General features: G+C 68.3%; 21 protein-coding genes. 14 read left to right on the plus strand and 7 right to left on the minus strand.

The window, feature by feature from the left end; translation table 11 throughout:
- Nucleotides 1–53: 53 nt before the first annotated feature.
- Nucleotides 54–521, plus strand: coding sequence for an N-acetyltransferase (locus FIU66_RS12650; protein ID WP_167623099.1), 468 nt, complete (start codon nt 54–56; stop codon nt 519–521).
- A 69-nt stretch (nt 522–590) separates the two neighbouring features.
- Here FIU66_RS12650 and FIU66_RS12655 read toward each other — a convergent pair whose 3' ends face one another.
- The 4 genes from FIU66_RS12655 to FIU66_RS12670 all read right to left on the minus strand — a co-directional run bounded on the left by FIU66_RS12655 (nt 591) and on the right by FIU66_RS12670 (nt 6,096).
- Nucleotides 591–3,185, minus strand: a complete 2,595-nt coding sequence (locus FIU66_RS12655) for a DNA translocase FtsK (RefSeq protein ID WP_167623100.1) — start codon at nt 3,183–3,185, stop codon at nt 591–593.
- A gap of 5 nt (nt 3,186–3,190) precedes the next feature.
- Nucleotides 3,191–4,399, minus strand: coding sequence for an aminotransferase class I/II-fold pyridoxal phosphate-dependent enzyme (locus FIU66_RS12660; RefSeq protein WP_167623101.1), 1,209 nt, complete (start codon nt 4,397–4,399; stop codon nt 3,191–3,193).
- 170 nt (nt 4,400–4,569) lie between these two features.
- Entirely contained in the window at nt 4,570–5,904 is a 1,335-nt protein-coding gene (locus FIU66_RS12665) for an amidase (RefSeq protein WP_167623102.1), read from the minus strand.
- The gene (locus tag FIU66_RS12670) at nt 5,905–6,096 is read right to left on the minus strand and encodes a DUF1674 domain-containing protein (protein WP_167623103.1); all 192 of its coding nucleotides are present in this window, start codon (nt 6,094–6,096) and stop codon (nt 5,905–5,907) included.
- An 87-nt stretch (nt 6,097–6,183) separates the two neighbouring features.
- Between FIU66_RS12670 and FIU66_RS12675 the strand changes: the two genes are divergently transcribed.
- The 9 genes from FIU66_RS12675 to FIU66_RS12715 all read left to right on the plus strand — a co-directional run bounded on the left by FIU66_RS12675 (nt 6,184) and on the right by FIU66_RS12715 (nt 16,662).
- Nucleotides 6,184–7,422 (plus strand): RsmB/NOP family class I SAM-dependent RNA methyltransferase, encoded by a 1,239-nt coding sequence (locus FIU66_RS12675; RefSeq protein WP_167623104.1) that lies wholly within the window; start codon nt 6,184–6,186, stop codon nt 7,420–7,422.
- Nucleotides 7,423–7,516: 94 nt separating this feature from the next.
- Nucleotides 7,517–9,106 carry a bifunctional phosphoribosylaminoimidazolecarboxamide formyltransferase/IMP cyclohydrolase gene (purH, locus tag FIU66_RS12680; protein ID WP_167623105.1) on the plus strand — a complete coding sequence of 530 codons (1,590 nt, stop codon included), beginning with the start codon at nt 7,517–7,519 and terminating at the stop codon, nt 9,104–9,106.
- Entirely contained in the window at nt 9,106–9,753 is a 648-nt protein-coding gene (lspA, locus tag FIU66_RS12685; RefSeq protein ID WP_370528918.1) for a signal peptidase II, read from the plus strand. Before purH ends, lspA begins: the two co-directional genes overlap by 1 nt.
- Before the next feature lie 30 nt (nt 9,754–9,783).
- Nucleotides 9,784–10,302 (plus strand): DUF3035 domain-containing protein, encoded by a 519-nt coding sequence (locus FIU66_RS12690; RefSeq protein WP_167623106.1) that lies wholly within the window; start codon nt 9,784–9,786, stop codon nt 10,300–10,302.
- Entirely contained in the window at nt 10,299–11,513 is a 1,215-nt protein-coding gene (locus FIU66_RS12695; protein WP_167623107.1) for a cytochrome P450, read from the plus strand. Before FIU66_RS12690 ends, FIU66_RS12695 begins: the two co-directional genes overlap by 4 nt.
- A 69-nt stretch (nt 11,514–11,582) precedes the next feature.
- A complete protein-coding gene (locus FIU66_RS12700) occupies nt 11,583–13,064 on the plus strand; it encodes a pitrilysin family protein (protein WP_167623108.1) in 1,482 nt (493 codons plus the stop codon).
- Nucleotides 13,061–14,386 carry a pitrilysin family protein gene (locus tag FIU66_RS12705; protein WP_167623109.1) on the plus strand — a complete coding sequence of 442 codons (1,326 nt, stop codon included), beginning with the start codon at nt 13,061–13,063 and terminating at the stop codon, nt 14,384–14,386. Before FIU66_RS12700 ends, FIU66_RS12705 begins: the two co-directional genes overlap by 4 nt.
- A 42-nt stretch (nt 14,387–14,428) precedes the next feature.
- Nucleotides 14,429–16,243: a DNA mismatch repair endonuclease MutL gene (gene mutL / locus FIU66_RS12710; protein WP_167623110.1), complete on the plus strand. Its 1,815-nt coding sequence runs from the start codon at nt 14,429–14,431 to the stop codon at nt 16,241–16,243.
- Nucleotides 16,244–16,290: 47 nt separating this feature from the next.
- Complete coding sequence (locus FIU66_RS12715; protein ID WP_167623111.1) at nt 16,291–16,662, plus strand: DUF3775 domain-containing protein; 372 nt, start codon at nt 16,291–16,293, stop codon at nt 16,660–16,662.
- Nucleotides 16,663–16,669: 7 nt separating this feature from the next.
- Here the strand turns inward: FIU66_RS12715 and FIU66_RS12720 are convergent, their stop codons facing one another.
- Entirely contained in the window at nt 16,670–17,896 is a 1,227-nt protein-coding gene (locus tag FIU66_RS12720) for a PQQ-dependent sugar dehydrogenase (RefSeq protein ID WP_167623112.1), read from the minus strand.
- 84 nt (nt 17,897–17,980) lie between these two features.
- Nucleotides 17,981–19,045 (minus strand): saccharopine dehydrogenase, encoded by a 1,065-nt coding sequence (locus tag FIU66_RS12725; RefSeq protein WP_167623113.1) that lies wholly within the window; start codon nt 19,043–19,045, stop codon nt 17,981–17,983.
- A 122-nt stretch (nt 19,046–19,167) separates the two neighbouring features.
- Between FIU66_RS12725 and FIU66_RS12730 the strand changes: the two genes are divergently transcribed.
- Genes FIU66_RS12730 through FIU66_RS12745 form a run of 4 tightly spaced genes read left to right on the plus strand, consistent with a single transcriptional unit; the run spans nt 19,168 to nt 23,287 of the window.
- Nucleotides 19,168–19,947: an MBL fold metallo-hydrolase gene (locus FIU66_RS12730; RefSeq protein WP_167623114.1), complete on the plus strand. Its 780-nt coding sequence runs from the start codon at nt 19,168–19,170 to the stop codon at nt 19,945–19,947.
- Nucleotides 19,948–19,986: 39 nt separating this feature from the next.
- Nucleotides 19,987–20,928 carry an ABC transporter permease gene (locus tag FIU66_RS12735; protein WP_167623115.1) on the plus strand — a complete coding sequence of 314 codons (942 nt, stop codon included), beginning with the start codon at nt 19,987–19,989 and terminating at the stop codon, nt 20,926–20,928.
- Entirely contained in the window at nt 20,925–21,737 is an 813-nt protein-coding gene (locus FIU66_RS12740; protein WP_167623116.1) for an ABC transporter permease, read from the plus strand. Before FIU66_RS12735 ends, FIU66_RS12740 begins: the two co-directional genes overlap by 4 nt.
- A complete protein-coding gene (locus tag FIU66_RS12745; protein WP_167623117.1) occupies nt 21,734–23,287 on the plus strand; it encodes an ABC transporter ATP-binding protein in 1,554 nt (517 codons plus the stop codon). The genes FIU66_RS12740 and FIU66_RS12745 overlap by 4 nt, the downstream gene beginning before the upstream one ends.
- Here the strand turns inward: FIU66_RS12745 and fnrL are convergent.
- Nucleotides 23,284–24,033, minus strand: coding sequence for a transcriptional regulator FnrL (fnrL, locus tag FIU66_RS12750; RefSeq protein ID WP_240544785.1), 750 nt, complete (start codon nt 24,031–24,033; stop codon nt 23,284–23,286). The genes FIU66_RS12745 and fnrL overlap by 4 nt on opposite strands.
- Nucleotides 24,034–24,072: the final 39 nt, after the last annotated feature.

Here is a 24,072-nt window from a genome sequence, read left to right on the forward strand (position 1 = left end):
ACCATGCCCGGCCATGCCTTTCCGATCACCCATGCAACCTGACAGGTTTTTCCATGACCGCGCTTGATATCCGGCTCTGCTCTGCCAGCGACCTGGAGGGGCTGGGAAAGGTTCTGGACAGCATCGACCTGTTCCCGGCCGAGATGCTGCCCGAACTGATGTCCCCGTTTCTTGGCGGCGATCCGGCCGATCTCTGGCTGACCTGCCTGTCGGAGGAAACCCTCGCCGCGCTTTGCTTTGCCCGCGCCGAAAGGCTGACGCAAGGGACATGGAACATGCTCGCCCTCGGCGTGGATGCCGGCTTTCAGGGGCGGGGGATCGGCGCGGCACTTGTGGCGGCGCTCGAGGAACAGTTGCGCGCCAGGGGCGCACGCATCGTCATCGTCGATACCTCGAGCACCGGGCCATATGAAATGGCCCGCGCCTTCTATGCCCGCAACGGATACAGGGAAGAAGCGAGGATCCGGGATTTCTGGGCCGAAGGCGACCACAAGATCACCTTCCGCAAGGCGCTTGGCTGACGGTCAGGACAAAGGGCCGGGGGCGGTTCCGGCGCGGCGGGTGACCAAGGGGGCCTTTGCGTCCGCCGCCTATACCTCGGGCACCAGCACCTCGCGCTTGCCGACGTGGTTGGCTGCCGACACCACGCCCTGCTCCTCCATCTGCTCGACCAGGCGGGCGGCCTTGTTATAGCCGATGGCAAGCTTGCGCTGGATATAGCTGGTGGAACATTTGCGATCCTTGGCGACGATCATCACCGCCTGGTCATACAGCGCATCATCCCCGCCTTCGCCGCCGCCCAGACCCAGAACCGCGTCGATATCGGATGCGACCTCGTCCTCGGGGCCTTCGACCACGCCCGACTTGTAGGACGGCGGGCCGAAGGATTTCAGATGCGTCACGACCTCCTCGACTTCCTCGTCGGACACGAAGGGGCCGTGGATGCGGGTGATGCGGGCGCCGTTGCCCATATACAGCATGTCGCCCTGGCCCAGCAGCTGTTCGGCGCCCTGTTCGCCCAGGATGGTGCGGCTGTCGATCTTCGAGGTGACCTGGAAGCTGATCCGGGTCGGGAAGTTCGCCTTGATCGTGCCGGTGATGACATCGACGGACGGGCGCTGCGTCGCCATGATCAGGTGGATGCCCGATGCGCGGGCCATCTGCGCCAGGCGCTGGATGCAGGCCTCGATTTCCTTGCCCGCGACCATCATCAGGTCGGCCATCTCATCGACGATGACGACGATATAGGGGAAGGTCTCGGGCTTGAACTCCTCGGTCTCGAAGATCGGCTCTCCGGTGTCCTCGTCAAAGCCGGTCTGGACGGTGCGCTTGAACATCTCGTTGCGGGACAGGGCCTCGCGGACGCGGCCGTTATAGCCCTCGATGTTCCTGACGCCCATCTTGGACATCTTGCGGTAACGCTCCTCCATCTCGCCCACGACCCATTTCAGGGCCACGACGGCCTTCTTGGGATCTGTGACGACGGGGGACAGCAGGTGCGGGATGCCGTCATAGACCGACAGCTCCAGCATCTTGGGGTCGATCATGATCAGCCGGCATTCGTCCGGCGTCAGCTTGTAGAGCAGCGACAGGATCATGGTGTTGATCGCCACCGACTTGCCCGACCCGGTGGTCCCCGCGATCAGCAGATGGGGCATCTTGGCCAGGTTCGCCACGACCGGATCGCCGCCGATGTCCTTGCCAAGCGCCAGCGGCAAGGGCTGGGTGCCATCGCCAAAGGCGCGGGATGCCAGGATTTCGCGCAACAGCACCTTTTCGCGGCGCGCGTTGGGCAGTTCGATCCCGATCACGGTGCGGCCAGGGACCGTGCTGACGCGGGCGGATAAGGCCGACATCGACCGGGCGATGTCGTCGGACAGGCCGATCACGCGGGATGCCTTCAGGCCCGGCGCGGGTTCCAGTTCGTAAAGCGTGACAACCGGGCCGGGACGAACCTCGGTGATCTGGCCCTTGACGCCGTAGTCGTCCAGCACCGCTTCCAGCATCCGGGCGTTTTCGGTCAACACCTCTTCGGACACGGTCTGCTGGTCGCTGGCCGAGGGCGCGGTCAGAAGGTTCAGCGGCGGGCGTTCATAACTGTTCAGCACGTCTTCGAATTGCAGGTCCGGCGCGGCGACCGGGGCACGCGCGGGCGCGGGCTTGCGGGAAGGCGCCGGCACGAGGGGAAGGGCGTCGTCCGCATCAAGTCCGGTCACGGCAGGGGTGGGATCAGCACGCCCCTCTCGCAGGCCTTCGCGGGTCAGGCGCGCGGCGACCACCGCCAGGACCGAGGATTTGCCCGACCGGGTGCGGATCGCGTCGTTGATCCGGCCGCTGACCTCCTCGGCCGAAGGGGCGTCGCCGTCGTAATCGGCATCCCGCTCGATCAGTTCGGGTTCGGGCAGGTCTTCCTCAAGCTCGAGGAAATCGGGCTGCGCTTGCCTGCGGCGCGACACGACCGGAGCGCGCGGGGCCGGACCTTCCGCCCTTGCCTCGCGCCGGGAGGCCAGCCGCGACTTCAGCCCCGCCGACGCAGCCGCCCCCTGCCCTGCCGCGCGCATCGACAGGTCGAAGGCGGTCAAAAGGCCGGTGACGAAGCGGCGCCACAGGTCGCGCAGTTCCGACCGCTCGAATCCCAGGGAAAAGGCGGTCATCGCCAGAACGGCAGCGGCGACCAGCAGCCCGGCAAGCCGGATGCCGATCTGCGCCTTGACCGGCAGCAGGTTCAGCATCGCGCCCATCACCATGTCGCCGAAATGGCCGCCCAGGCCATAGGTCTGCTCCCAGCCCTCGCCCGGAACAAGCGTGCTGCAATAAACGGATGCAAGCGCCACCGCGATGGGGGTGAACAGCGCGCGCATGAAGCGGTCCTCGCCCCGGTGCAGCATGAAGCGCAAGCCCCAGACGGCGGCTGCCACGACCAGCATCCAGGCGCCATAGCCCGCGATCATCATCAGCGGAGAGGCGACATAGGCGCCAAAGCTGCCCAGGATGTTCTGCGCGGGTTCATCGGTGGCCGACAGGAAGCTGGGATCCTCGGGGGACCAGCTGGACAGCATCAGGGCGATGATGATGCCGGCAAAGACCAGCAGCGCCCCCAGCAGTTCCTTGCCGCGCCGTTCAAGCGCGGCCTGCGTGGACTGGTCGAACAGCGGATCGCGGTGTTTTGCCTGCCAGCTTGCCATCGGTCCTAACCTTCCCCGCCCGTCGTTTCGTCATAAAGCACCGCACGCAGCCGTTGCAGCGCGGGTTCGGTCGCATCGGCGTCGGCGACCAGGGCCACCCGGATGAAGCCACGGCCGGGATTGTGGCCGTCCACCTCTCGCGACAGATAGGCGCCGGGCAGGACCTGGATCCCGGCCCGCGCCCACAGCGTCCGCGCCGCTTCCTCGCCATCCTCTACGGGCAGCCACAGGAAGAAGCCGCCCTGGATCGGCCGGTATCCGGGCACGTTGCCCAGCACCCGGTCGGCGATCCGGTATTTCTGCTGATACAGCGCGCGGCTTGCCGCCACATGCGATTCGTCGCGCCAGGCAGCCTCGCTGACGGCCTGGGCGGGCAGCGAAAGGGGGGCGCCGGCATAGGCGCGCAGGCGGCGGATCTGGGCCATGCTTGCGGCAGATCCCGCCACAAAGCCCGACCTCAGGCCCGGCAGGTTCGAGCGTTTCGACAGCGAATTGAAGATTACCACCCGGTTGGCCAGGCCCATCTCGGTCGCCACGGCCAGGGCGCCGGGCGGCGGGGCGTCGCGCCATATTTCGGAATAGCATTCATCGGCGAAGATCACGAAGTCGTGCCGGTCGGCAAGCGCGATCAGCTGTTCCAGATAGTCGCGGTCCGCAATGGCGCCCTGCGGGTTCGCGGGCGAACAAAGGTAAGCGATGGCCGTTCGGTCCAGCAGGTCGGGCGGCAGGGCCGTGTAGTCGGGCAGGTTGCCGGTTTCCGGCGTGGCCGGCACGAAGATGGGTTCGGCCTGCACGGCGGCGGCGGCCACGGCATAGACCTGGTAGAAGGGGTTGGGAATCAGGATCGCCGGACGCTGCCCCTTCTTCCGTTCCGGGCACAGCGCCAGGGCGGCGTTGAACAGCCCCTCGCGCGTCCCGTTCAGCGCCATGATCCGGTCGGGCGCGACATCCAGGCCATAGCGGCTGCCCAGCCAGTCGCCGATGGCCGACAAAAGCCCGGGCGTGCCCTCGTTCGCGGGATATTTCGCGAATCCGCCCATATTCGCGGCCATCACCTCGGCCAAGAAATCCGGCATGGGGTGGCGCGGCTCTCCGATCGTCAGAACCACCGGCGCTTCACCTGCGGCCAAGCCCGGCTGGATGCCGGACAGCAACGCCCGCAGACGCGGGAATGCGTATTCCGGCAGGTTCGAGAACCGCTCGGGGATTGCCATCTCTGCCTCGCTTTCAGGGTCTTTGGCCCCGTTTATTACAGGAAACATTAGCGTGATCGGCCGCTTGCGTCCAGCGAAAGGGCGGCCCGTCCGGCCGTGACAAACACAACCCGCGCGGGTGTCCCGGGCCGGCCTTGGTTTCTGCGCCCTTGAAAAAGGGCGCAGGTGGGTCAGGCAACCGCCAAGGCAGCCTCGACCCCCGCCGCCACATGCAGCAGATGGCAGTCGCGCCCGGCATGGCCCATGACCGAGATCCCGCAGGCACCGTGGCCCGTGGGCAGGGTGCAGACCGGCAGGCCCAGCAGGTTGCCGATGCGGGTGTTGCGCAGTGTCAGCAGGTTGGCACGCACGAACTCTGCCTCGTCATCCAGCAGGGTCTGGGCATTGGGGGGCATGATCGGCACGGTCGGCAGCAGGATGGCATCGAAGCCCGACGCGACCTCCTTGATCCACTTGCGCCGAATCCGCACAAGGCTTTCCCACGCGGCGATATAGTCAGGCGCGCTGACCGCCGCGCCGCTGCGGAAGCGGTCCAGGATCGGGCCCCACATCAATTCCGGCGCATCCTCGATCTGCGCGCGCCAGATGCCATAGGCCTCGGGGGCGAACAGTGCGGCCGACAGCGGCATGGCCTTTGCGATCCAGTCCGAAGATTGCCGCACGATCTGCGCCCCCGCGCGGGCCAGCCGGTCCACCGCATCCTCGAAGGCGGTGACGGGGCCTTCCTCGGCATCGGCGAAGGGCAGGCCTTCCAGCACCATCAGGCGACGCCCGGCCAGGTTGGCGCCGCGCAGGTCGGCGGTCTTCTGGCAGGCCATCAACGCGAACAGCTCGGCGCAATCCTCGACCGTGCGGGCAATGGGACCAGGGACGTCGAAGCGGCGGCACAGGGGCACGACGCCCTTTTCCGGCACCGAATCACGGGTGGGGATAAAGCCCACGAGGTCGTTCCAGGCCGCAGGCACCCGCACCGACCCGCCGGTATCCGTGCCGATCGCCGCCGCAGCCAGCCCCAGCGCCACCGACACCGCAGCCCCCGAGGAAGACCCGCCGGGCGCAAGGTCGGGGTCAAGCGCGTTGGGCGGCGTCGCGGTGCGCGGGTTCAGGCCCAGCCCGGAAAAGGCCAGTTCCGTCATATGGGTCTTGCCCAGGCAGATCGTGCCCTGCCGCGCCGCGCGGGCCAGCACGATCGCGTCCTTGCGCGGCACCCGGCCTTCCAGCAGCTTCGACCCGGCCTCGGTCACGGTGCCGCCGCTGTCGATATTGTCCTTCCAGCTGATCGCCACGCCGTCCAGAAGACCGCGCCGCAGTTCCAGCTTGGCCCGATCATGGGCGGCCACCGCCTCGGACCGGGCGCGGGTTTCGCTGACGCGGGCATAGATGCGCCGTGCGTCGGGATGGTTCCTGATCGCGGCCAGGTAAGCCTCGGTCTGGTCCAGCGGGTCCAGAAGCCCGGCCATGATCGCACGGCCCTGCTGGGCGGCGGACGCGCGCAGCCAATCCATTCAGAAATCCACCGCGAGGCCGTTCTTTTCGTAATCGCCGTAACGCACGGGTTCCGGGCCGTCGCGGCCGCCGTATTCCTTGGGCAGGGCTTCGGCCTCTGCCGCGGCCTTGCGACGCTCGGCGGCCTCGGCCAGGGCGCGTTGGGCTTCGGGCGGCAGGTCTGCCGGTTCCATCGGGGGCTGTTCGCTCATGGAAAGATCTCCCATCTGGGCGTAAGGGGTCGGGATCAGTCTTCCAACAAGACTTAGGTGAAGGAAAGCGATTTGGCAAAGCGGGGCATGGATATGGCACGTGGGGGCGCGTTGCGCCTGCTGGTGGGGGTGCGGGACGGGCTGTCCCTGTCGGATCAGGCCGGCGCGCTGAAGGCCCTGGCACCGCCCGACCAGGCCCGCGCCGCGCGCCTTGCGGCCGAGGTGCTGCGACACCAGTCGCGCGCCGATGCGGTGATCGGGGCCTATGTCAGCCGCAGGCCAAGCCCGCAGGTCGCCGACATCCTGCGCCTGGCCACGGTCGAACTGCTGCAGCTTGACGGGGCTGCCCATGGCGTTGTCGATGCCGCCGTCACGCTGACCCGTGGCCTGGGTCAGAAGGGCCAGGCCGCCGCGGGCATGGTCAACGCGGTGCTGCGCAAGGTCGCCGCGCATCGGGGCTGGACGGACCTTCCGCCCCAGTCGATGCCCGACTGGCTGCGCGGTCCTGTCGTCACCGCCTATGGAGAAGAGGCCGCACGCGCCATCGAGGCCGCGCATCAGGCCGGGGCACCGCTGGATCTGACCCTGAAGCCCGGCGCTGCGGTCGAGGGGGCCGAGACGCTGCCCACCGGATCGCTGCGCGTCCATGGGCCCGCGCAGGTGTCGGCCCTGCCGGGCTTTGCCGCGGGCGACTGGTGGGTGCAGGATGCGGCCGCCGCCCTGCCGGTGCGGCTGCTGGACCCGCAGGCGGGGGAACGAATCGCGGATCTCTGTGCCGCGCCGGGCGGCAAGACGCTGCAACTGGCCGCGGCCGGCGCGCAGGTGACGGCGGTGGATATCAGCCCCGCCCGCCTCAGGCGCGTGGCCGAGAACCTGAACCGCTGCGCTCTGTCGGCCGATCTTGTCGCGGCGGATGCGCTTGAATGGCGGCCCGATACGGCGCTGGATGCGGTGCTGCTGGATGCGCCCTGTTCCGCCACCGGCACGATCCGCCGCCACCCGGACCTGCCCTTCCTGCGCGACGGGTCGGGGATTCCTGGTCTTGTCGATCTCCAGGCGCGGCTGATCGACCACGCGCTGTCGCTGATCCGGCCCGGCGGGCGGCTGGTTTATGCCGTCTGTTCGCTGCTGCCGGACGAGGGCGAGGCGCAGGTCGCCGCCGCCCTGGCCCGGCATCCGGGCTTGGCGGTCGAGACCCCGGATCTGCCCGGGGTTACGCCAGGCTGGATCACGGCGGAAGGCGGGTTGCGCACGCGGCCGGACTTCTGGGCGGATCGGGGCGGAATGGACGGCTTCTTCATGGCCCGCCTGTGCAAGGCGGAATGACGGCAGGATTGTTCGCACAACGACGAAGCGCAGGTGGTTCTGGACCTTGGGCCGCGGGGCGGGTAGTTGGGCGCAAACCAGATGCGAGGCCCCCATGTCCCGTCCCGTGCCGATCCGACGCGCGCTGATTTCCGTTTCCGACAAGACCGGGCTGATCGACTTTGCCCGCAAGCTGGAGGCGCGAGGGATCGAGATCCTGTCCACAGGCGGCAGCGCCAAGTCGCTGCGCGAGGCGGGGCTGACGGTGGTGGACGTGGCCGACGTGACCGGCTTTCCGGAAATGATGGACGGCCGGGTCAAGACGCTGCATCCGGTGGTCCATGGTGGCCTGCTGGCCCTGCGCGACAACGCCGAACACCAGGCCGCGATGGAGGCCCATGGCATCGGGCCCATCGACCTGCTGGTGGTGAACCTTTACCCCTTCGAGGAAACCGTCGCGAAGGGCGCGGACCATGCCGACTGCATCGAGAATATCGACATCGGCGGCCCGGCGATGATCCGCGCGGCGGCCAAGAACCACGGCTTCGTCACGGTGATCGTGGATGTCCAGGATTACGACGCGCTGCTGGCGGAACTGGACGCCAACGACGACCGCACCACGCTGGCCTTCCGCCAGCGCCAGGCGCAGATCGCCTATGCCCGCACCGCCGCCTATGACGCAGCCGTCAGCACTTGGCTAGCCGATGCCATCGGCGAGGAGACGCCCCGCCGCCGCGCATTCGCGGGCACGCTGGCCCAGCCCCTGCGCTATGGCGAGAACCCGCACCAGTCTGCGGCTTTCTATGTGACGGGCGAGAACCGCCCCGGCGTCGCCACCGCGAAGCAGTGGCAGGGCAAGGAACTGTCCTACAACAACATCAACGACACCGACGCGGCCTTTGAACTGGTCGCCGAGTTCGACCCCGCCGAAGGCCCGGCCTGCGCGATCATCAAGCACGCCAATCCCTGCGGCGTGGCACGGGGCGAAACGGCGCTGGAAGCCTACAAGCGGGCCTTCGACTGCGACCGGACCTCGGCCTTCGGGGGGATCATCGCGCTGAACCAGGTGCTGGACGGCCCCACCGCCGAGGAGATTGCCAGGATCTTCACCGAGGTCGTCATCGCACCCGATGCGGACGAGGACGCCAAGCGCGTCTTCGCCGCCAAGAAGAACCTGCGCCTGCTGACCACCGGCGGGCTGCCCGATCCGCAGGCGCCCGGCCTGTCCTTCCGCCAGGTCGCGGGCGGTTTCCTGGTGCAGGGGCGCGACAACGGCCATGTGGGCCTGTCCGACCTGAAGGTCGTCAGCGACCGCCAGCCGGATGACGCCGAACTGCGCGACATGCTGTTCGCCTGGACCGTTGCCAAGCACGTCAAGTCGAACGCCATCGTCTATGCGAAGGATATGGCCACCGTCGGCATCGGCGCCGGCCAGATGAGCCGCGTGGACAGCACCCGCATCGGTCGCCGCAAGTCCGAGGACATGGCCGAGGCGCTTGGCCTGGGCCAGCCCCTGACCATTGGCGCGGCTGTCGCATCCGACGCCTTCTTCCCCTTTGCCGACGGGATCGAGGCCCTGGCCGAGGCCGGCGCCCGCGCCGTCATCCAGCCCGGAGGATCCATGCGCGACGACGAGGTGATCGCGGCGGCCAACCGCCTGGGCCTGGCGATGGTCTTCACCGGCCAGCGGCACTTCCGGCACTGATGCAGCAGGAACTGCCCCTCGATCCGCCGCCGCCCGCGCCATCCAGACCGGCGCCGAAGCCGCGCACCCCGCGTGCGCCGAAGAAGCCCGCGCCTCCGCCCCGCAGCGACATGCGGCTGCTGATCTGGGTCGCGACGACGATCTTCGTGCTGGACCAGGTGCTGAAATACTGGGTGGTTCATGTGCTGCAACTGGACCGCGTGCGGGAAATCGACGTGCTGCCGCCCTGGCTGAACCTGCGCATGGCCTGGAACCAGGGCGTGAACTTCGGGCTGATGGCCTCGGACACAGACGTCACGAAATGGATCCTGATCGCGGTGGCGCTTGGCATCGTGGCCTGGGTCTGGGTCTGGATCTGGCGGTCTAACGCGGGCGTGATGGCGCGCATTGCGGGCGGGCTGTTGATCGGCGGGGCGATCGGCAACGTGATCGACCGGCTACTTTACGGGGCGGTCGCGGATTTCCTGAACATGTCGCTGCCGGGCTGGCAAAACCCCTACAGCTTCAACGTGGCCGACATTGCCATCTTCGCGGGCGCAATCGGGCTGGTCCTGGTCCCGCAGAAGAAGGAACCGGAAAAGCCCGGGCGCAAGCCGCGCGCCAAGGGGGCCGACAAGACCCGTGACGGGACGGGCAAATCCGGCTAGAACGGGCGCAACAAGACAAGGGGCAGGTTCATGCAGGGTTTCGTCAAGGGCATCGCGGCAGCGGCCGTCATGGGGCTTTCGGCCTGCGGCAGCAACCAGCTGATGAATATCGAGACGGGCCAGAACAGCCCGGATGAATTCGCCATCCTGCCGACCCGGCCCCTGTCCATGCCGGCGGATCTGGCCCTGCTGCCCGCGCCCACACCGGGCGGGGCAAATATCACCGATCCCAATCCGAATGCCGATGCGGTCGCAGCCCTTGGCGGCAATCCGGCGCGGCTGCAGGACCAGGGCATCGCCGCGGCCGACGGGGCGCTTGTGGCCCATGCCACGCGGCGGGGCACCGATCCCGCGATCCGCGAGCGGCTGGCCGAATCGGATGCTGACTGGCGATCGCGCAACAAGCGCCGCCCGCTCGAGGCGCTGTTCGGCTCGACCGTCTATCAGCGCGCCTATCGCCCGCTGGCGCTTGATTCGCGGGCCGAACAGCAGCGGTGGCAACGCGCGGGCGCGATCACCCAGACATCCCCGGCCCCGATCGAGGAATGACGGCGGGCTTTGACCCGTCGCAGCCCGGTTTCGGAAGCGATCCCTGGCCACAATACGCAAGGCTGCGCGCGACGCCCGGCCTGCCCGACTGGCAGGGCTTCCGGCTGGCCTCGCGTTTCCAGGATGTGCAGGCCATTGCCCTCGACCGGCGGATGGTGCGCGGCACCGCGCTGTTCGGGGCGGATGAACAGCGCCGGATGCAGCGTGCCGAGAATTTCCACGACATGCCGTTCCATGAACGCTTCGTGCAGACCTCGATGCTGGAACTGGACGGGCCGGACCATGACCGGCTGCGGCGGGCGGTCTTTCCGTTCTTCACCAAGACCCGGCTGGAAGGCCTGCGGCCCTTCGTCACGCAGTGGGTGGACAAGGCGCTTGACCGCCTGATCCCGCAGGGGCGCTTCGACTTCATCGCCGATCTGGCCGCAGACCTGCCCGGCCAGGTGATCGGGCACCTGATCGGGACCGATCCCGCGCTTGCCCCGCAGATGACACGCTGGACCGAGGATACCGTCGGCTATTTCGATGTCAGCCGCCGCACCGCCGACCGCAAGGCCCGGGCCGAGGAAGCGGTGCGCCTGTTCCACGACGCTCTGCAGGATCTCTATGCGGAACGAAAGGCCCGGCCGCGCGACGACCTGATGTCGGCGATGATCGGGGCCGAAGGCGCGGGCCTTCTGGCCCATGACGAACTGATCGCGACCATCATGCAGATCCTCCATGCCGGGCACGGATCGACCATCGACGTAATGGGCAGCGGGCTTTATGCGCTGCTGACCCATCCGGGGCAGATGGCCCGGCTGCGCGCCGAACCCGGATTGATGCCCTTGGCCGTGCAGGAGATGTTCCGCTTCGCCCCGCCGCTGGTCTTCTTCCACCGCTATGCGTCCGAGGATCTGTCCGTTGCAGGCCAGGACTGGCCGCGCGGCACGCGCTTTGGACTGCTTTACGCCAGCGCCAACCGCGACCCCGCGGCCTTTGCCGATCCCGACCGCTTCGACATTGCGCGCAGGCCGAACGTCCACCTGGCCTTCGGGGCGGGACCGCATGTCTGCCTGGGCAACAACCTGGCCCGGCTGAACATGGAGGTGCTGTTTGCCCGCCTGATTGCGCGCGCGCCCTCGATCGGGCTGGACGGCCCCGTCGCCTGGCGCATCGGGCTTCAGGCGCATGGCCCGGAAACGCTGCCCATCACCCTTGCGACACAATAGCGTCAGGCCGGTTGCGCAAGCCTTGGGATCGGGCCAGATTTCCGCCAGGACCAAGGAGGTTTCGCCCCCATGCTGCGACAGACCCTGCCCGCATTTCTGGCCCTGACGGTCAGCGCGGTTCCCGTTTGGGCCGACCTGCCCGAAGGCGTCACCCATTTCACGCTGCCCAACGGGCTGGAGACCGTGGTGATCCAGGACCACCGCGCCCCGGTCGTGGTGCAGATGGTCTGGTATCGCATCGGATCGGCGGACGAGCCGCCGGGCAAGTCGGGGATCGCCCATTACCTTGAACACTTGATGTTCAAGGGCACCGAAAAGCTGGAGCCGGGCGAACTGTCCAAGACCGTCACCGCCAATGGCGGCATGGACAACGCCTTCACCTCCTATGACTTCACCGCCTATTTCCAGCGGATCGCATCCGACCGCCTGCCCCTGGTGATGGAGATGGAGGCCGACCGCATGGCCAACCTGCACATCGGCGAGGATGACTGGCAGGCCGAACGCCAGGTCGTGCTGGAGGAACGGGCCCAGCGGGTGGACAGCGACCCGGGATCCTTGTTCGCCGAGGAACGCAACGCCACGCTGTTCTACAACCACCCCTATGGCCGCCCCGTGATCGGCTGGCGCGCCGAGATGGAGGGGCTGACCCGCGCCGATGCCCTGGAATGGTATGACAACCATTATTCCCCGAACGAGGCCGTGCTGATCCTTGCGGGCGACGTGACCCCCGAACAGGCCCGCGAACTGGCCGAGCAATATTATGGCCCGATCCCCGCGAAGGGAGAGGCCGAGCCGCGCATCCGTCCCCAGGAACCCGTCCAGCGGTCCGCCCGGCGGATGGAGATGACCGATCCCCGCGTGCCCCAGCCGGTGATGACGCGCAGCTACATCGCGCCCGAACGCAACCCCGGCGACCAGAAGGATGCCGCCGCCCTGACGGTGCTGGCGGAACTGCTGGGCGGGTCCATGCAGACCTCGGTCTTGGGGCGCGAACTGGCGATGAAGGGCAAGGCCTTGTGGGTCAATGCGGGCTATGACGGCTTTTCCGTCGATCCGACCAGCTTCGCGATCTCGCTTGTCCCGGCGGCCGACATGGATCCAGAGGAGGCCGAGGCCGAACTGGACAAGGTCCTGGCCCGCTTCCTGGAAACCGGTCCCGACGCCGCCGATCTGGACCGCGTGAAGACCCAGATCGAGGCCGCGCGGGTTTATGCACTCGATTCCGCGCATGGGCGGGCCTATGACTATGGGCAGGGCCTGGCGACCGGGCTGTCGGTCGAGGATGTGGCGGCATGGCCCGACATCCTGGCGGCAGTCACGGCCGAGGACGTAATGGCCGCCGCGCGCAAGGTGCTGGGCAACGAGGCCTCGGTCACCGGCTGGCTGCTGCCCCCGCCCCCGACCGAAGGCGAGGCGGCCGCGCCCACCCCGGCCGCCGCCGAGGCGCAGCCGACGCCCGCGCCCGTTCCCGCGCCCATTCCGGCGCCCATTCCGGCGGACGATGCCGCGCCCGCCCCTGCCGAAGCCCCCAACCCCGAGGTGCAAGGATGATCCGCGCCGCCATCGCCCTCTTCCTGGCCGCCCTGGCCGTTCCCGCCCATGCCATCGACATCCAGGAGGTCACCTCGCCCGGCGGGATCAAGGCCTGGCTGGTCGAGGACGAGACGATCCCCTTTGTCGCCGTCCAGTTTTCCTTCAAGGGCGGCGCCAGCCTGGATCCCGAAGGCAAGCGCGGCGCGATCAACCTGATGACGGCCACGCTGGAGGAAGGCGCAGGCAGCCGCGATTCGGTGGCCTTCGCCCAAGCGGTCGAGAATCTGGGGGCGCAGTATTCCTTTGATGTGGGCGACGATTCCCTGACCGTCGGGATGCGCGCGCTGACCGAGAACCGCGACGAGGCCGCGGCCCTTCTGGCCGAGGCGCTGACCAAGCCCCGTTTCGACGACGCCGCCATCGAACGCGTCCGCGCGCAGGTCCAGTCTATCATCCGGGCCGAGGCAACCGATCCGCAAGCCATCGCCGCCAAGGAAATGTCGCGCCAGGCCTGGGGCGACCATCCTTATGCGACCTCGATTAACGGAACGCAGGAATCGGTGGCCGGTCTGACGCGGCAGGATCTGGTCGCGGCCAAGAACCGCGTTCTGGCCCGCGACCGGGTGGTGGTGGGTGCCGCGGGCGACATCACGCCCGAGGAACTGGGCCTGCTTCTGGACGCCGTGCTGGGGGGCCTGCCGGAACAGGGCACCGCGCCCCTGCCGGAACCGGCGGACCTGCAGCTGACCGGCGGCGTCACCGTGATCGACTGGGACAGCCCGCAGACCGTGGTCAGCTTTGCCGGACCGGGCATCGCGATTGACGATCCCGATTACTTCGCGGCCTTTGTCGCCAACCACATCCTGGGCGGCGGCGGCTTCAGTTCGCGCCTGATGGAGGAGATCCGCGAAAAGCGCGGGCTGACCTATGGCGTCGGCACCTCGCTGGCGACGGGTGTCTATGGCCAGACCTGGCAAGGCGGCATGGCGGGATCGAACGCCACGACCGGCCAGGCGGTGGACCTGATCCGGGCCGAATGGGACCGCATGGCCCAAGGCGGCGTCACGGACCAGGAATTGAACGATGCTAAGACCTATCTGACGGGCGAATACCCGCTGCGCTTCGACGGCAACGGCAGCATCGCGGGCATCCTGGCGGGGATGCAGTTGATCGGCTTTCCCATCGACTATGTGAACACCCGCAACGCCAAGGTCGAGGCCGTCACCGCCGAGGACGTGAAGCGCGTCGCAGAACGCTTGCTGGATGCGGACGACCTGCGCTTCGTGCTGGTCGGCCGCCCGGAAGGAATCACCGCGACCGAGCCCGCCCCCACCAACTAGAATCGCTGGCGAGGCAGGACTGCGGATGCTAGATTTGGGTGCATGAACAGCCATGCCCCCAATATCCGGCCCGTGATCCGCCAACTGGACGAGGCCACGGCAAACCGCATCGCGGCGGGCGAGGTGGTCGAGCGCCCGGCATCCGCCGTCAAGGAACTGGTGGAAAACGCGCTTGATGCCGGGGCCACGCGCATCGACATCGCCATCCAGGACGGCGGCAGGCGGCTGATCCGGGTCTGCGACGACGGCTGCGGCATGGCGCCCGAGGATCTGCCCTTGGCCCTGTCGCGCCATGCCACCAGCAAGATCGACGGGACCGACCTGCTGGCGATCCGCTCCTTCGGGTTCCGGGGCGAGGCGTTGCCGTCGTTGGGCGCGGTCGGGCGGCTGACGATCACCTCGCGGATGCGGGGGGGCGAGGGCGCGGTGATCGCGGTGGCGGGCGGCAAGCTGGCGCCGGTGCGGCCGTCCGCTTCCAATCCCGGCACGGTGGTGGAGCTGCGCGACCTGTTCTTCGCCACCCCCGCGCGTCTTAAATTCCTGCGCGGCGACCGGGCCGAGACGATGGCCGTGGCGGAATGCGTCCGCCGCCTGGCGATGGCCGAACCCTTCGTGGGCTTCACCCTGAGTGCCGACGGCAAGGAAATCTTCCGGGCCGATGCCGAACAGGGCGAACTGTTCGATGCCCTGCAGATCCGCCTGTCCCGCGTGATGGGCCGCGACTTCATCGACAACTGCATTCCCCTCGATGCGGAACGCGACGGGCTGGGGCTGGCAGGCTTTGCCGCCCTTCCCACCTATTCGCGCGGAACTGCGGTGGCGCAGCATGTCTATGTCAATGGCCGCCCGGTCCGGGACAAGCTGCTGACCGGCGCGCTGCGGGCGGGCTACATGGACGTGCTGGCATCCGGGCGCCATCCGGCGGCGGTCCTGTATCTGTCCTGCGACCCGCAGCTTGTCGATGTGAACGTCCATCCCGCCAAGGCCGAGGTCCGCTTCCGCGATCCGCAGGGGGCGCGCGGGCTGGTGGTCAGCGCGCTGCGGCACGGTCTGGCAGGGGCGGGACATCGCGCGTCATCGACCCTGGGCGATGCCACGATGGCGGCCTTCCGCGCCGAACCCGCCGCGCCCGTCGTTGCCTCGCCTGCCTACCAGATGGACTATCGCCCCTCGGGGGCTGCCATCCGCGCCAGCCTGGATCTGCAGGCCCCTGTTCCGGGCTTTGCCGAAGCGCCTTCGGCCCGGGCCGAGGAACCGGCGGACGCCCCTGCCGAGGCCCCCTTGGGTGCCGCGCGGGCGCAGATCCATGAAAACTACATCATCGCCCAGACTGCGGACGGGCTGGTGATCGTCGATCAGCACGCAGCGCATGAACGGCTGGTCTATGAACGGCTGAAGGCGCAGGCCGCGGCGACCGGCATCGCGCGCCAGGCCCTGCTGATCCCCGAGATCCTGGACCTGCCCGAAGCGGATGCCGCCCGGATCCTGTCCGTCGCGAATGACCTGGCCGACCTGGGCCTGGTCATCGAGCCGTTCGGCGGCGGCGCAGTCGCCGTGCGCGAAGTCCCGGCCATGCTGGTGAAGCTGGACCTTCGCGCGCTGATCCGCGACATCCTGGACGACCTGTCCGACCAAGGCGTGTCCGACCGCCTGCGGGGCCGGCTGGATGCGGTCCTGTCGTCCATGGCCTGCCATGGATCGGTGCGGTCGGGACGGCGCATGAGCGCTGACGAAATGAACGCCCTGCTGCGCGACATGGAACGCACCCCCAGGTCCGGGCAGTGCAACCATGGCCGCCCGACCTGGGTGAAGCTGCGGCTGTCCGACATCGAGCGGCTGTTCGGACGCAAGGATTGACCGGCACCCTGAACGGCGCGACAGTCGCGTCAACCCAGGAGCCCGCCATGCTGCAGATCAACCCCGACAAGATCGCCCATATCATCATCCGGGTCCGCGAATACGGAAGCGGCCTGGACCCTTGGGCGCATTCGGGCGGCAGGGTCCAGCACGGCATCCGGTCTGAACTGCACGACTTCATCGCCAACCTGAACGAGGACGAGCAGGCATCCTTGGTCGCCGTGATGTGGATCGGCCGCGACAGCTTCGAGCCCGAGGAACTTGAGGAAGCCATCGAGACCGCCCGGATCGAACGGACCACGCCCACCGAGGATTACCTGCTGGGCGAGCCACGTTTGGCCGACATGCTGGAAGCCGGGCTTGAAGCCCTCGGCATCTCTCCCGAGGATGCCGAGGACGATGTGATCCGCCCGGTCTAGAACCGGCTCACGAATCGCTCTGCGCGGGGGTCACGCGGATCAGGCGGCCGTTGTCTTCGTCCGTCAGCAGCATCAGGGCGCCGTCGCTGGCGACCTCGACCTCTCGCACGCGGCCGATGCCTTGCAGATGGCGCGCCTCGCCCGTCACGCGGTCGCCATCCAGTTCCAGGCGCACGAGGTCGTTCGACTTCAATCCGCCGATCAGCAGGTCGCCCTGCCAGTCGGGGAACATTTCGCCGTCATAGAAGGTCATCTGGCCGGGCGCGATCACCGGATCCCAGTAATAGACGGGCTGCTCGGTGCCCTCCATCTGGGTCACGCCCTGCCCGACCGGGTCGCCGCTGTATTCGACGCCATAGGTCACGCGCGGCCAGCCATAGTTGCGGCCCGCCTGAGGCAGGTTCAATTCATCCCCGCCCTTGGGACCATGCTCGATGGTCCAGAGCCTGCCCTGGTCGTCAAGCGCAGCGCCCTGGATGTTGCGATGGCCCCAGGACCAGATCTCGGGCAGGGCCTCGGCCACGCCCGGATCGCCCATCGGTGCGCCCGTCTCGGGGTCGATGCGGACAACCTTGCCCAGCGTCGTGGTAACGTTCTGGGAATAGACGCGCGCATCGGGGACCGAGCGTTCGCCGGTTGTCACGAACAAGCCGCCCTGCCCGTCATGGATCAGGACGGATCCGTAATGCTTGGTCGAATCCCAGGCGGGCTGCTGCTGCCAGATGACCTCGGTCCCTTCCAGGCTGCTGCCGTCGGCCGACAGGGTGCCGGTGGCGACGGCGGTGGCCGTCTTGCCGTCCTCGCGCGGTTGGGCGAAGCTGACCCAGACGCGGCGGGTGTCGGCGAAATCATCCGCCACCGTCACGTCCAGAAGCCCGCCCTGGTCGCGGGTGTCGATCTCGGGCAGGCCACTGATCGGGTCCGACAGCGACCCGTCCGCACCGACCATCCGCAGATTGCCACCGCGCTCGGTCACAAGCCAGGCGCCGTCGGGCAGTTCTGCCAGCCCCCAGGGATGGTCCAGCCCATCGGCAAGAACGGTCTGGTTCAGGCTTACGTCATCGGCCAGCACCGGGGCGCGGGTCTGGTTTTCGAAGGCGGGCTGCTGATCGGGTGCATTGGGCGGCGCGGCATTGAAATCCTGCGCCAGGGCCGTGCCGGCCAGCAGGCTGGCGGCGGCGGTCAGGCAGGTCAGTCGGGTGGCGGGACGGATGGCGGAACGGGTCGGGGTCATCGGTGCCTCTCGATTGATGGAATGGATCGCGGGCGGAACATCGCCCCGCCCGCCCGCGTTCCGCCCGGTCCCATCACAGCCGCATCACGTCTGTGTCAGACCCTTGGCATGCTTGTCGAAAAGCCCGCCCGCGCGGCCCCATGCGCCATCATCGATGCGATCCAGATCCGACAGCACCGGCAGCAGTTGCCCGGCATAATCCTCGGAACTTTCGCGCGGCAGCATCGAGGGAAGGTTGTCGATGGCCACCACGTCCAGGGGCGGATTGTCCGCCACGCGCAGGGCGGGCTGGTCCCAAGTCGTCGTGCGGTCATAAACCTTGATGGGGGAAAAGTCGCTGCTGGGATCGCAGGCCACGTCCCCGATCACCGTCAGCCGCCGTCCTGGGGCCACGGCACTTGCCGGGACAAAGACCGGCGCGCCGGGCTGGGCCAGGATCGCGTTGATGAACAGGTCATGCGCCAGAACCTCGGGGAAGGGGCCGCCATGCGCGGTTTCGGCCATGTCCCAGCGGGTGACGGGCACGCCCATCGCGACAAGCAGGTCGGCCGCGCCGGTACCGACCCGGCCCATTGCGCCGATGACCAGGGCATGGGGGCGCGGCTGGCCGGTCGCGTCCAGTTGGGCGCGCAACTCATCCTGCAGCAGGGTCTTGTCGGGATAGGCATGGACCGGCCCGCAAAGGCCGCCCCGCTGCTGGGCCGCCCATGCCTTCAGCGAAACCGCCGCCCCCGCATAGCCCGCCCAATAGCCAAAGGCCGCAAGGCGGCGGCCCGTATCATCCGTCAGGTATTCCAGGTCATACAAGCGCCCGCCCCCGGCAAGAAAGCGGCGCAGCAGCGCCTGGCCCGCTGGCTGTCCCTTATAGGCATGGCCGAACATGACGTGGCGGTGGCGCAGGGGGGTGCCGTCCTCGGGCAGTTCCTTCAGGCCGAAGATGATCGCGTCGTCGGGGGCGGTGGGCCAGCTTCCCTCGGGCACGATGGTGGCGCCGGCCCTGACATAGGCATCGGTGGGCAACACGCGGCGGGGGCTGTCCTCGACCGTGACGGTCATGCCCCGGGCGATCAGCGCGGCCACGCCTTCGGGGGTGATGCCCACCCGATCCTCGTTCGCGCGGCTTTCGGCCCGCACCCACAGATGTGTCATAGTTCCCCCGATTCCGGATTACTCCGCCATCCTGCCTGCACCCGACAGGGGCGGCAAGGGAACCGCCCCGGCGACGGTGGTGTTCAACCCGCGTTCCCCTTTTCGTGTTCCGGAGAATCCTCATGATCCTCAGCCGCCGCACCAGCCTGATCCTGGGCCTTGCCGCAAGCGCCGCCACCATCATGCCGCGCCTGTCCCTGGCCCAGACCCAGACGCCGACCTCGTTTTCCTTTCCGGTCGAGGGGGGCCAGGTCGTCTTTCACCCGGTCGATCACGCCTCGATGGTGGTCGAGACGCCGGGCGGCGTGATCTATGTCGATCCGGTGGGCGGCGCGGACGCGTATCAAGGCAAGCCGCAGCCGTCGCTGATCCTGATCACGCATGAACATGGCGACCATTTCGACCTGCCCACCCTGCAGGCCCTGCCCGCCGTGGCGATCATCGCCAACCCGGCCGTCCACGCGATGCTGCCCGCCGAGATGCAGTCGCGCGCAACCGCGATGGCGAATGGCGACCAGGCCCAGGCCATCGGGATGCTGATCGAGGCCGTGCCCGCCTATAACACAAGCGCGGACAAGCAGCAGTATCACCCCCAGGGCCGCGACAACGGCTATGTCCTGACCATCGGCGACAAGCGATTCTACATCGCGGGCGACACCGAGGACACGCCCGAGATGCGCGCCCTGGAAAACATCGAGGTCGCCTTCCTGCCGATGAACCTGCCCTACACGATGACCGTGCAGCAGGCGGCGGATGCGGTGGGGGATTTCCGGCCGGTTTCGGTCTTTCCCTATCACCACCGGGGCAGCGACGTGCAGGAATTCGCCCGCCTGGTCGAGGCATCCGACGCCGGCAGCCTGGTCGTGATCGCCAACTGGTATCCGCAGGGCGAAGCCGGCTGACTGCTTTACCGGCCCCGCGCGGCAAGGTAGCAAGGCGGGATGCTGCGATACCTTCTGCGCCAGATGTTCGTGATGGGGGCAAGCCTTCTGGCGGCCTCGGTCCTGATCTTTTCGGTTGTTGAACTGGTGCCGGGCGATCCGGCCAGCTTCATGCTGGGCACCGGCGCCCAGCCCGAAACCCTTGCGGCCCTGCGCACCCAGCTTGGCTTGGACCAGCCCCTGCCGCTGCGATACGCGGCATGGGCGGGGGCGATCCTTCAGGGGGATTTCGGCACCAGCTTCACCTACAAGACGCCGGTCGCAGGCATGATCCTGGACCGCTTGCAGGTGTCGCTGCCCCTGGCGGTGCTGGCGCTGCTGCTGGCGGCGGCGGTCGCGCTGCCGGTCGGGCTGTTTGCAGCGGGCCGCCACCGCCGGACCGGCGATGCGCTGGCGATGGGCGCGGCGCATCTGGGCGTGGCGCTGCCCAACTTCTGGCTGGCGATGCTGCTGGTCCTGGTCTTTGCCGTGAACCTGCAATGGCTGCCCGCCGGCGGCTTTCCGGGCTGGTCCGACCCCGTCCCCGCGCTGCGGTCGCTGATCCTGCCCGCCGTGGCCCTGGCCCTGCCCCAGGCCGCGATCCTGGCCCGCGTCCTGCGGTCCGCGCTGATCGAGACGATGGGCCAGGACTATGTCCGCACCGCCCGCGCCAAGGGTCTGAGCGCGTCGCAGGCCCTGCGCCGCCACGCCTTGCGCAACGCGCTGATCCCGGTCCTGACGATCCTGGGAATGCAGTTCAGCTTTCTGCTGGCGGGCGCGATCATCATAGAGAATGTCTTCTACTTGCCGGGCCTGGGGCGGATGATCTTCCAGGCCATCACGCAGCGCGACCTGATCGTGGTGCAGTCGGCGGTGCTGGTCCTGGTCGCGGCGGTCATGGCCGTGACCTTTCTGGTGGACCTGGCCTATGCCGCCGTGGACCCCCGGCTGCGCCGCGCATGAGGATCGGCCTGGTCCTGGGCTGCGCCCTTGCGGGGCTTGCGTTGCTGGCGGCCGTCGTCTCGTCCTTCTGGACGCCGCACGACGTCGCCCGGCTGGCCATCGCGCAGAAGCTGATGCCGCCCTCGGGCGTGCATTGGTTCGGCACCGACCAGTTGGGCCGCGACATCCTGTCCATGGCGATGCTGGGGGCGCAGACCTCGCTGGCGGTGGCGCTTGTCGCGGTGGCGGTCGGCATGGCCGCTGGCGTGCCGCTGGGACTGCTGGCGGCGGCCCGACGCGGCGGCTGGGTGGACGAGATCGTGATGCGGGGCAACGACCTGGTCTTCGCCTTTCCGTCGCTGGTGATCGCGATCCTGATGACGGCCGTTCTGGGACCGTCTGCCACAAATGCGATGATCGCCATCGGCATCTTCAACATCCCGGTCTTTGCCCGCGTGACGCGCGGCGCGGCGCTGCCGATCTGGGTGCTGGACTATATTCGCGCGGCGCGGGTGGCGGGCAAGGGCGCGGTCCTGATCAGCGTCCAGCATGTCCTGCCCAACATCGCCAGCCTGCTGATCGTGCAGGCCACCATCCAGTTCAGCCTTGCCATCCTGGCCGAGGCCGGGCTGTCCTATGTGGGCCTTGGCGCCCAGCCCCCCACGCCAAGCTGGGGGCGGATGCTGGCCGAGGCGCAGACCATGGTGTCGCTGGCCCCGCATGCGGCGATCATTCCCGGCCTTTGCATCGTGCTGACCGTGCTGGGGCTGAACCTGCTGGGCGACGGCTTGCGCGACAGGCTTGACCCCCGGCTGCGGGTGCTGCGGTGATTCGGGTCGCGGATCTGTCCGTGGTCCTTGACGGGCGGAGGGTGCTGGACCGCGTGTCGCTGGATCTGGTGCCGGGCCAAGTGACCGGCCTGGTGGGCGAATCGGGCAGCGGCAAGTCGATGACCGCGCTTGCGGTGATGGGCCTTCTGCCGCAGCGGGCGCGGGCCTTGGGGCAGGTCGCGCTTGACGGGCGGAACCTGCTGGCCCTGCCGGAACGCGAACTGTGCCGGATCAGGGGCGCGCGCATCGGCATGATCTTCCAGGAACCGATGACCGCGCTGAACCCGCTGATGACCATCGGCGACCAGGTGGCCGAGGTGCTGCGCCTGCACCAAGGCCTTAACCGCCGCGCCGCCCTGGGGCAGGCGCGGGAACGGCTGGATCGCGTGGGCCTGCCCGCACCCCGGTTTCCGCTGGGCCTATACCCGCATGAACTGTCGGGCGGGCAACGCCAGCGGGTGGCAATCGCCCTTGCCATCGCGCTTCGCCCCGACCTGCTGATCGCCGACGAACCCACGACCGCGCTTGATGTGACCACCCAGGCGCGGATCCTGGATCTGCTGAAGGACCTGGGGCGGGACGAGGGGATGGCCCTGCTGCTGATCACGCATGACCTGGCAGTCGTGGCGGGAATGGCCGACCGGGTGGCCGTGATGCAAAACGGACGGATCGCCGAGGAAGGCCCGACCGGATCGCTGTTCCGCGACCCCCGCAACCCTTATACCCGCCAGCTTCTCGACGCCTCGCGCCCTGCGCCGGCACGGCCTGCGAGCGATTTCCCGACACCCCTTGTGCAGGTGGAGGGGGCGGTCCGCGACTACCGCACCGCGGATGGCGGCCTTCGCGCCCTGGACGGAATCAGCATGACCATCGGGCGCGGCGAAAGCGTCGGGCTGGTGGGGGAATCGGGCTGCGGCAAGTCCACCCTAGCCCGCGCGATCCTGGGGCTGGAACCGTTGCAAGCCGGGCGCATCACGCTTGACGGGCAGGTCGTGGATGCGGGACGGCTCATGCCGCGCGGCCTGCGCGCGCGGATGCAGGTGGTGTTCCAGGATCCCTTCGGCAGCTTCGATCCCCGCTGGCGGGTGGACCGCCTGCTGGCCGAGCCCTTCCACCTGACCGGCCGCCCGCCCGACTGGCGCAAACGCGTTGCCGAAGCCCTGGCCGAGGTCGGGCTGCAGCCCACGGACGCCCGCAAGTTCATCCACCAGTTCAGCGGCGGCCAGCGCCAGCGCCTTGCCATCGCGCGCGCGCTGATCATTCGCCCTGCCCTGATCGTCCTGGACGAAGCCGTCAGCGCGCTTGACGTGCGTGTCCGCGCCCAGGTGCTGGACCTGCTGGCCCGGCTGCAAAGGGATCACAGGCTGTCCTACCTGTTCATCAGCCACGACCTGTCGGTCGTGCGCGGCATCACTGACCGCGTCCTGGTCATGAAGGCGGGCCGCATCGTCGAGGAGGGGCCGACCCAACAGATCCTGGACGCGCCCCGGAACGACCACAGCCGATCGCTGGTCGCAGCCATTCCCGCGATCCCGATCGACTGGTCCTAGCTGAAGTAGCCGCCGTCGGCGTCGTCGCCCGATTCCTCGACCAGCCGGCCGAAATCGGGCAGGACGATGGTGCGCTTGCCTTCCAGTTCGATCACGCCGTCGCGTTTCAGGGCGCTGATCTGGCGGCTGACGGTTTCAAGGGTCAGGCCCAGGTAATCCGCCATCGCCTCGCGCGTCAGCGGCAGCTCGATCCGCATCCGCCCGCCGGGATTGCGCTTCAGCAGCGCAGCCTCGCGCCGGGCGATGATGGCGATGAAGGATGCGATCTTCTCCCGCGCGGTCTTGCGGCCCAGAAGCAGCATCCATTCACGCGCCGCGTCCAGTTCGTCCAGCGTCATCTCCAGCAGCCGATGCGCGACATGGGGGGTCTGCCGCATCATCTGCTCGAACGGCTTGCGGCGGAAACAGCACATCACGACCCTTGTCGCGGCGGTCGCGTTATACGCGGCGACGTCGCGGCTGGGGCGGCCCAGGAAGTCGCTGGGCAGCAAAAGGCCCACCATCTGCGTCCGCCCGTCCTCGAGCGTCTGGGTCAAGGCCGCCACCCCCGAGATGACCGAGCCCACGAAATCCATCTGCTCGCCCCCCCAGACGATCGGCTGGCCGGGCTCGAAGCTGCGATAGAACTTCATGGTCTCAAGCAGCGCCAGCTCGTCGGTCTCGCAATGGGCGCAAACGGCGCGGTACCGGATCGGGCATTCGCCACAGCGTTCCCCGGTCTCGTGGCCGGGGGATTTCTGGTTGATCTGGGTCAAGGCATTCTCGCGCGTTGTCACCTAATGCTA

The organism is Paracoccus sp. AK26 (assembly GCF_011801365.1).
Taxonomy (GTDB): Bacteria; Pseudomonadota; Alphaproteobacteria; order Rhodobacterales; family Rhodobacteraceae; genus Paracoccus; species Paracoccus aerius.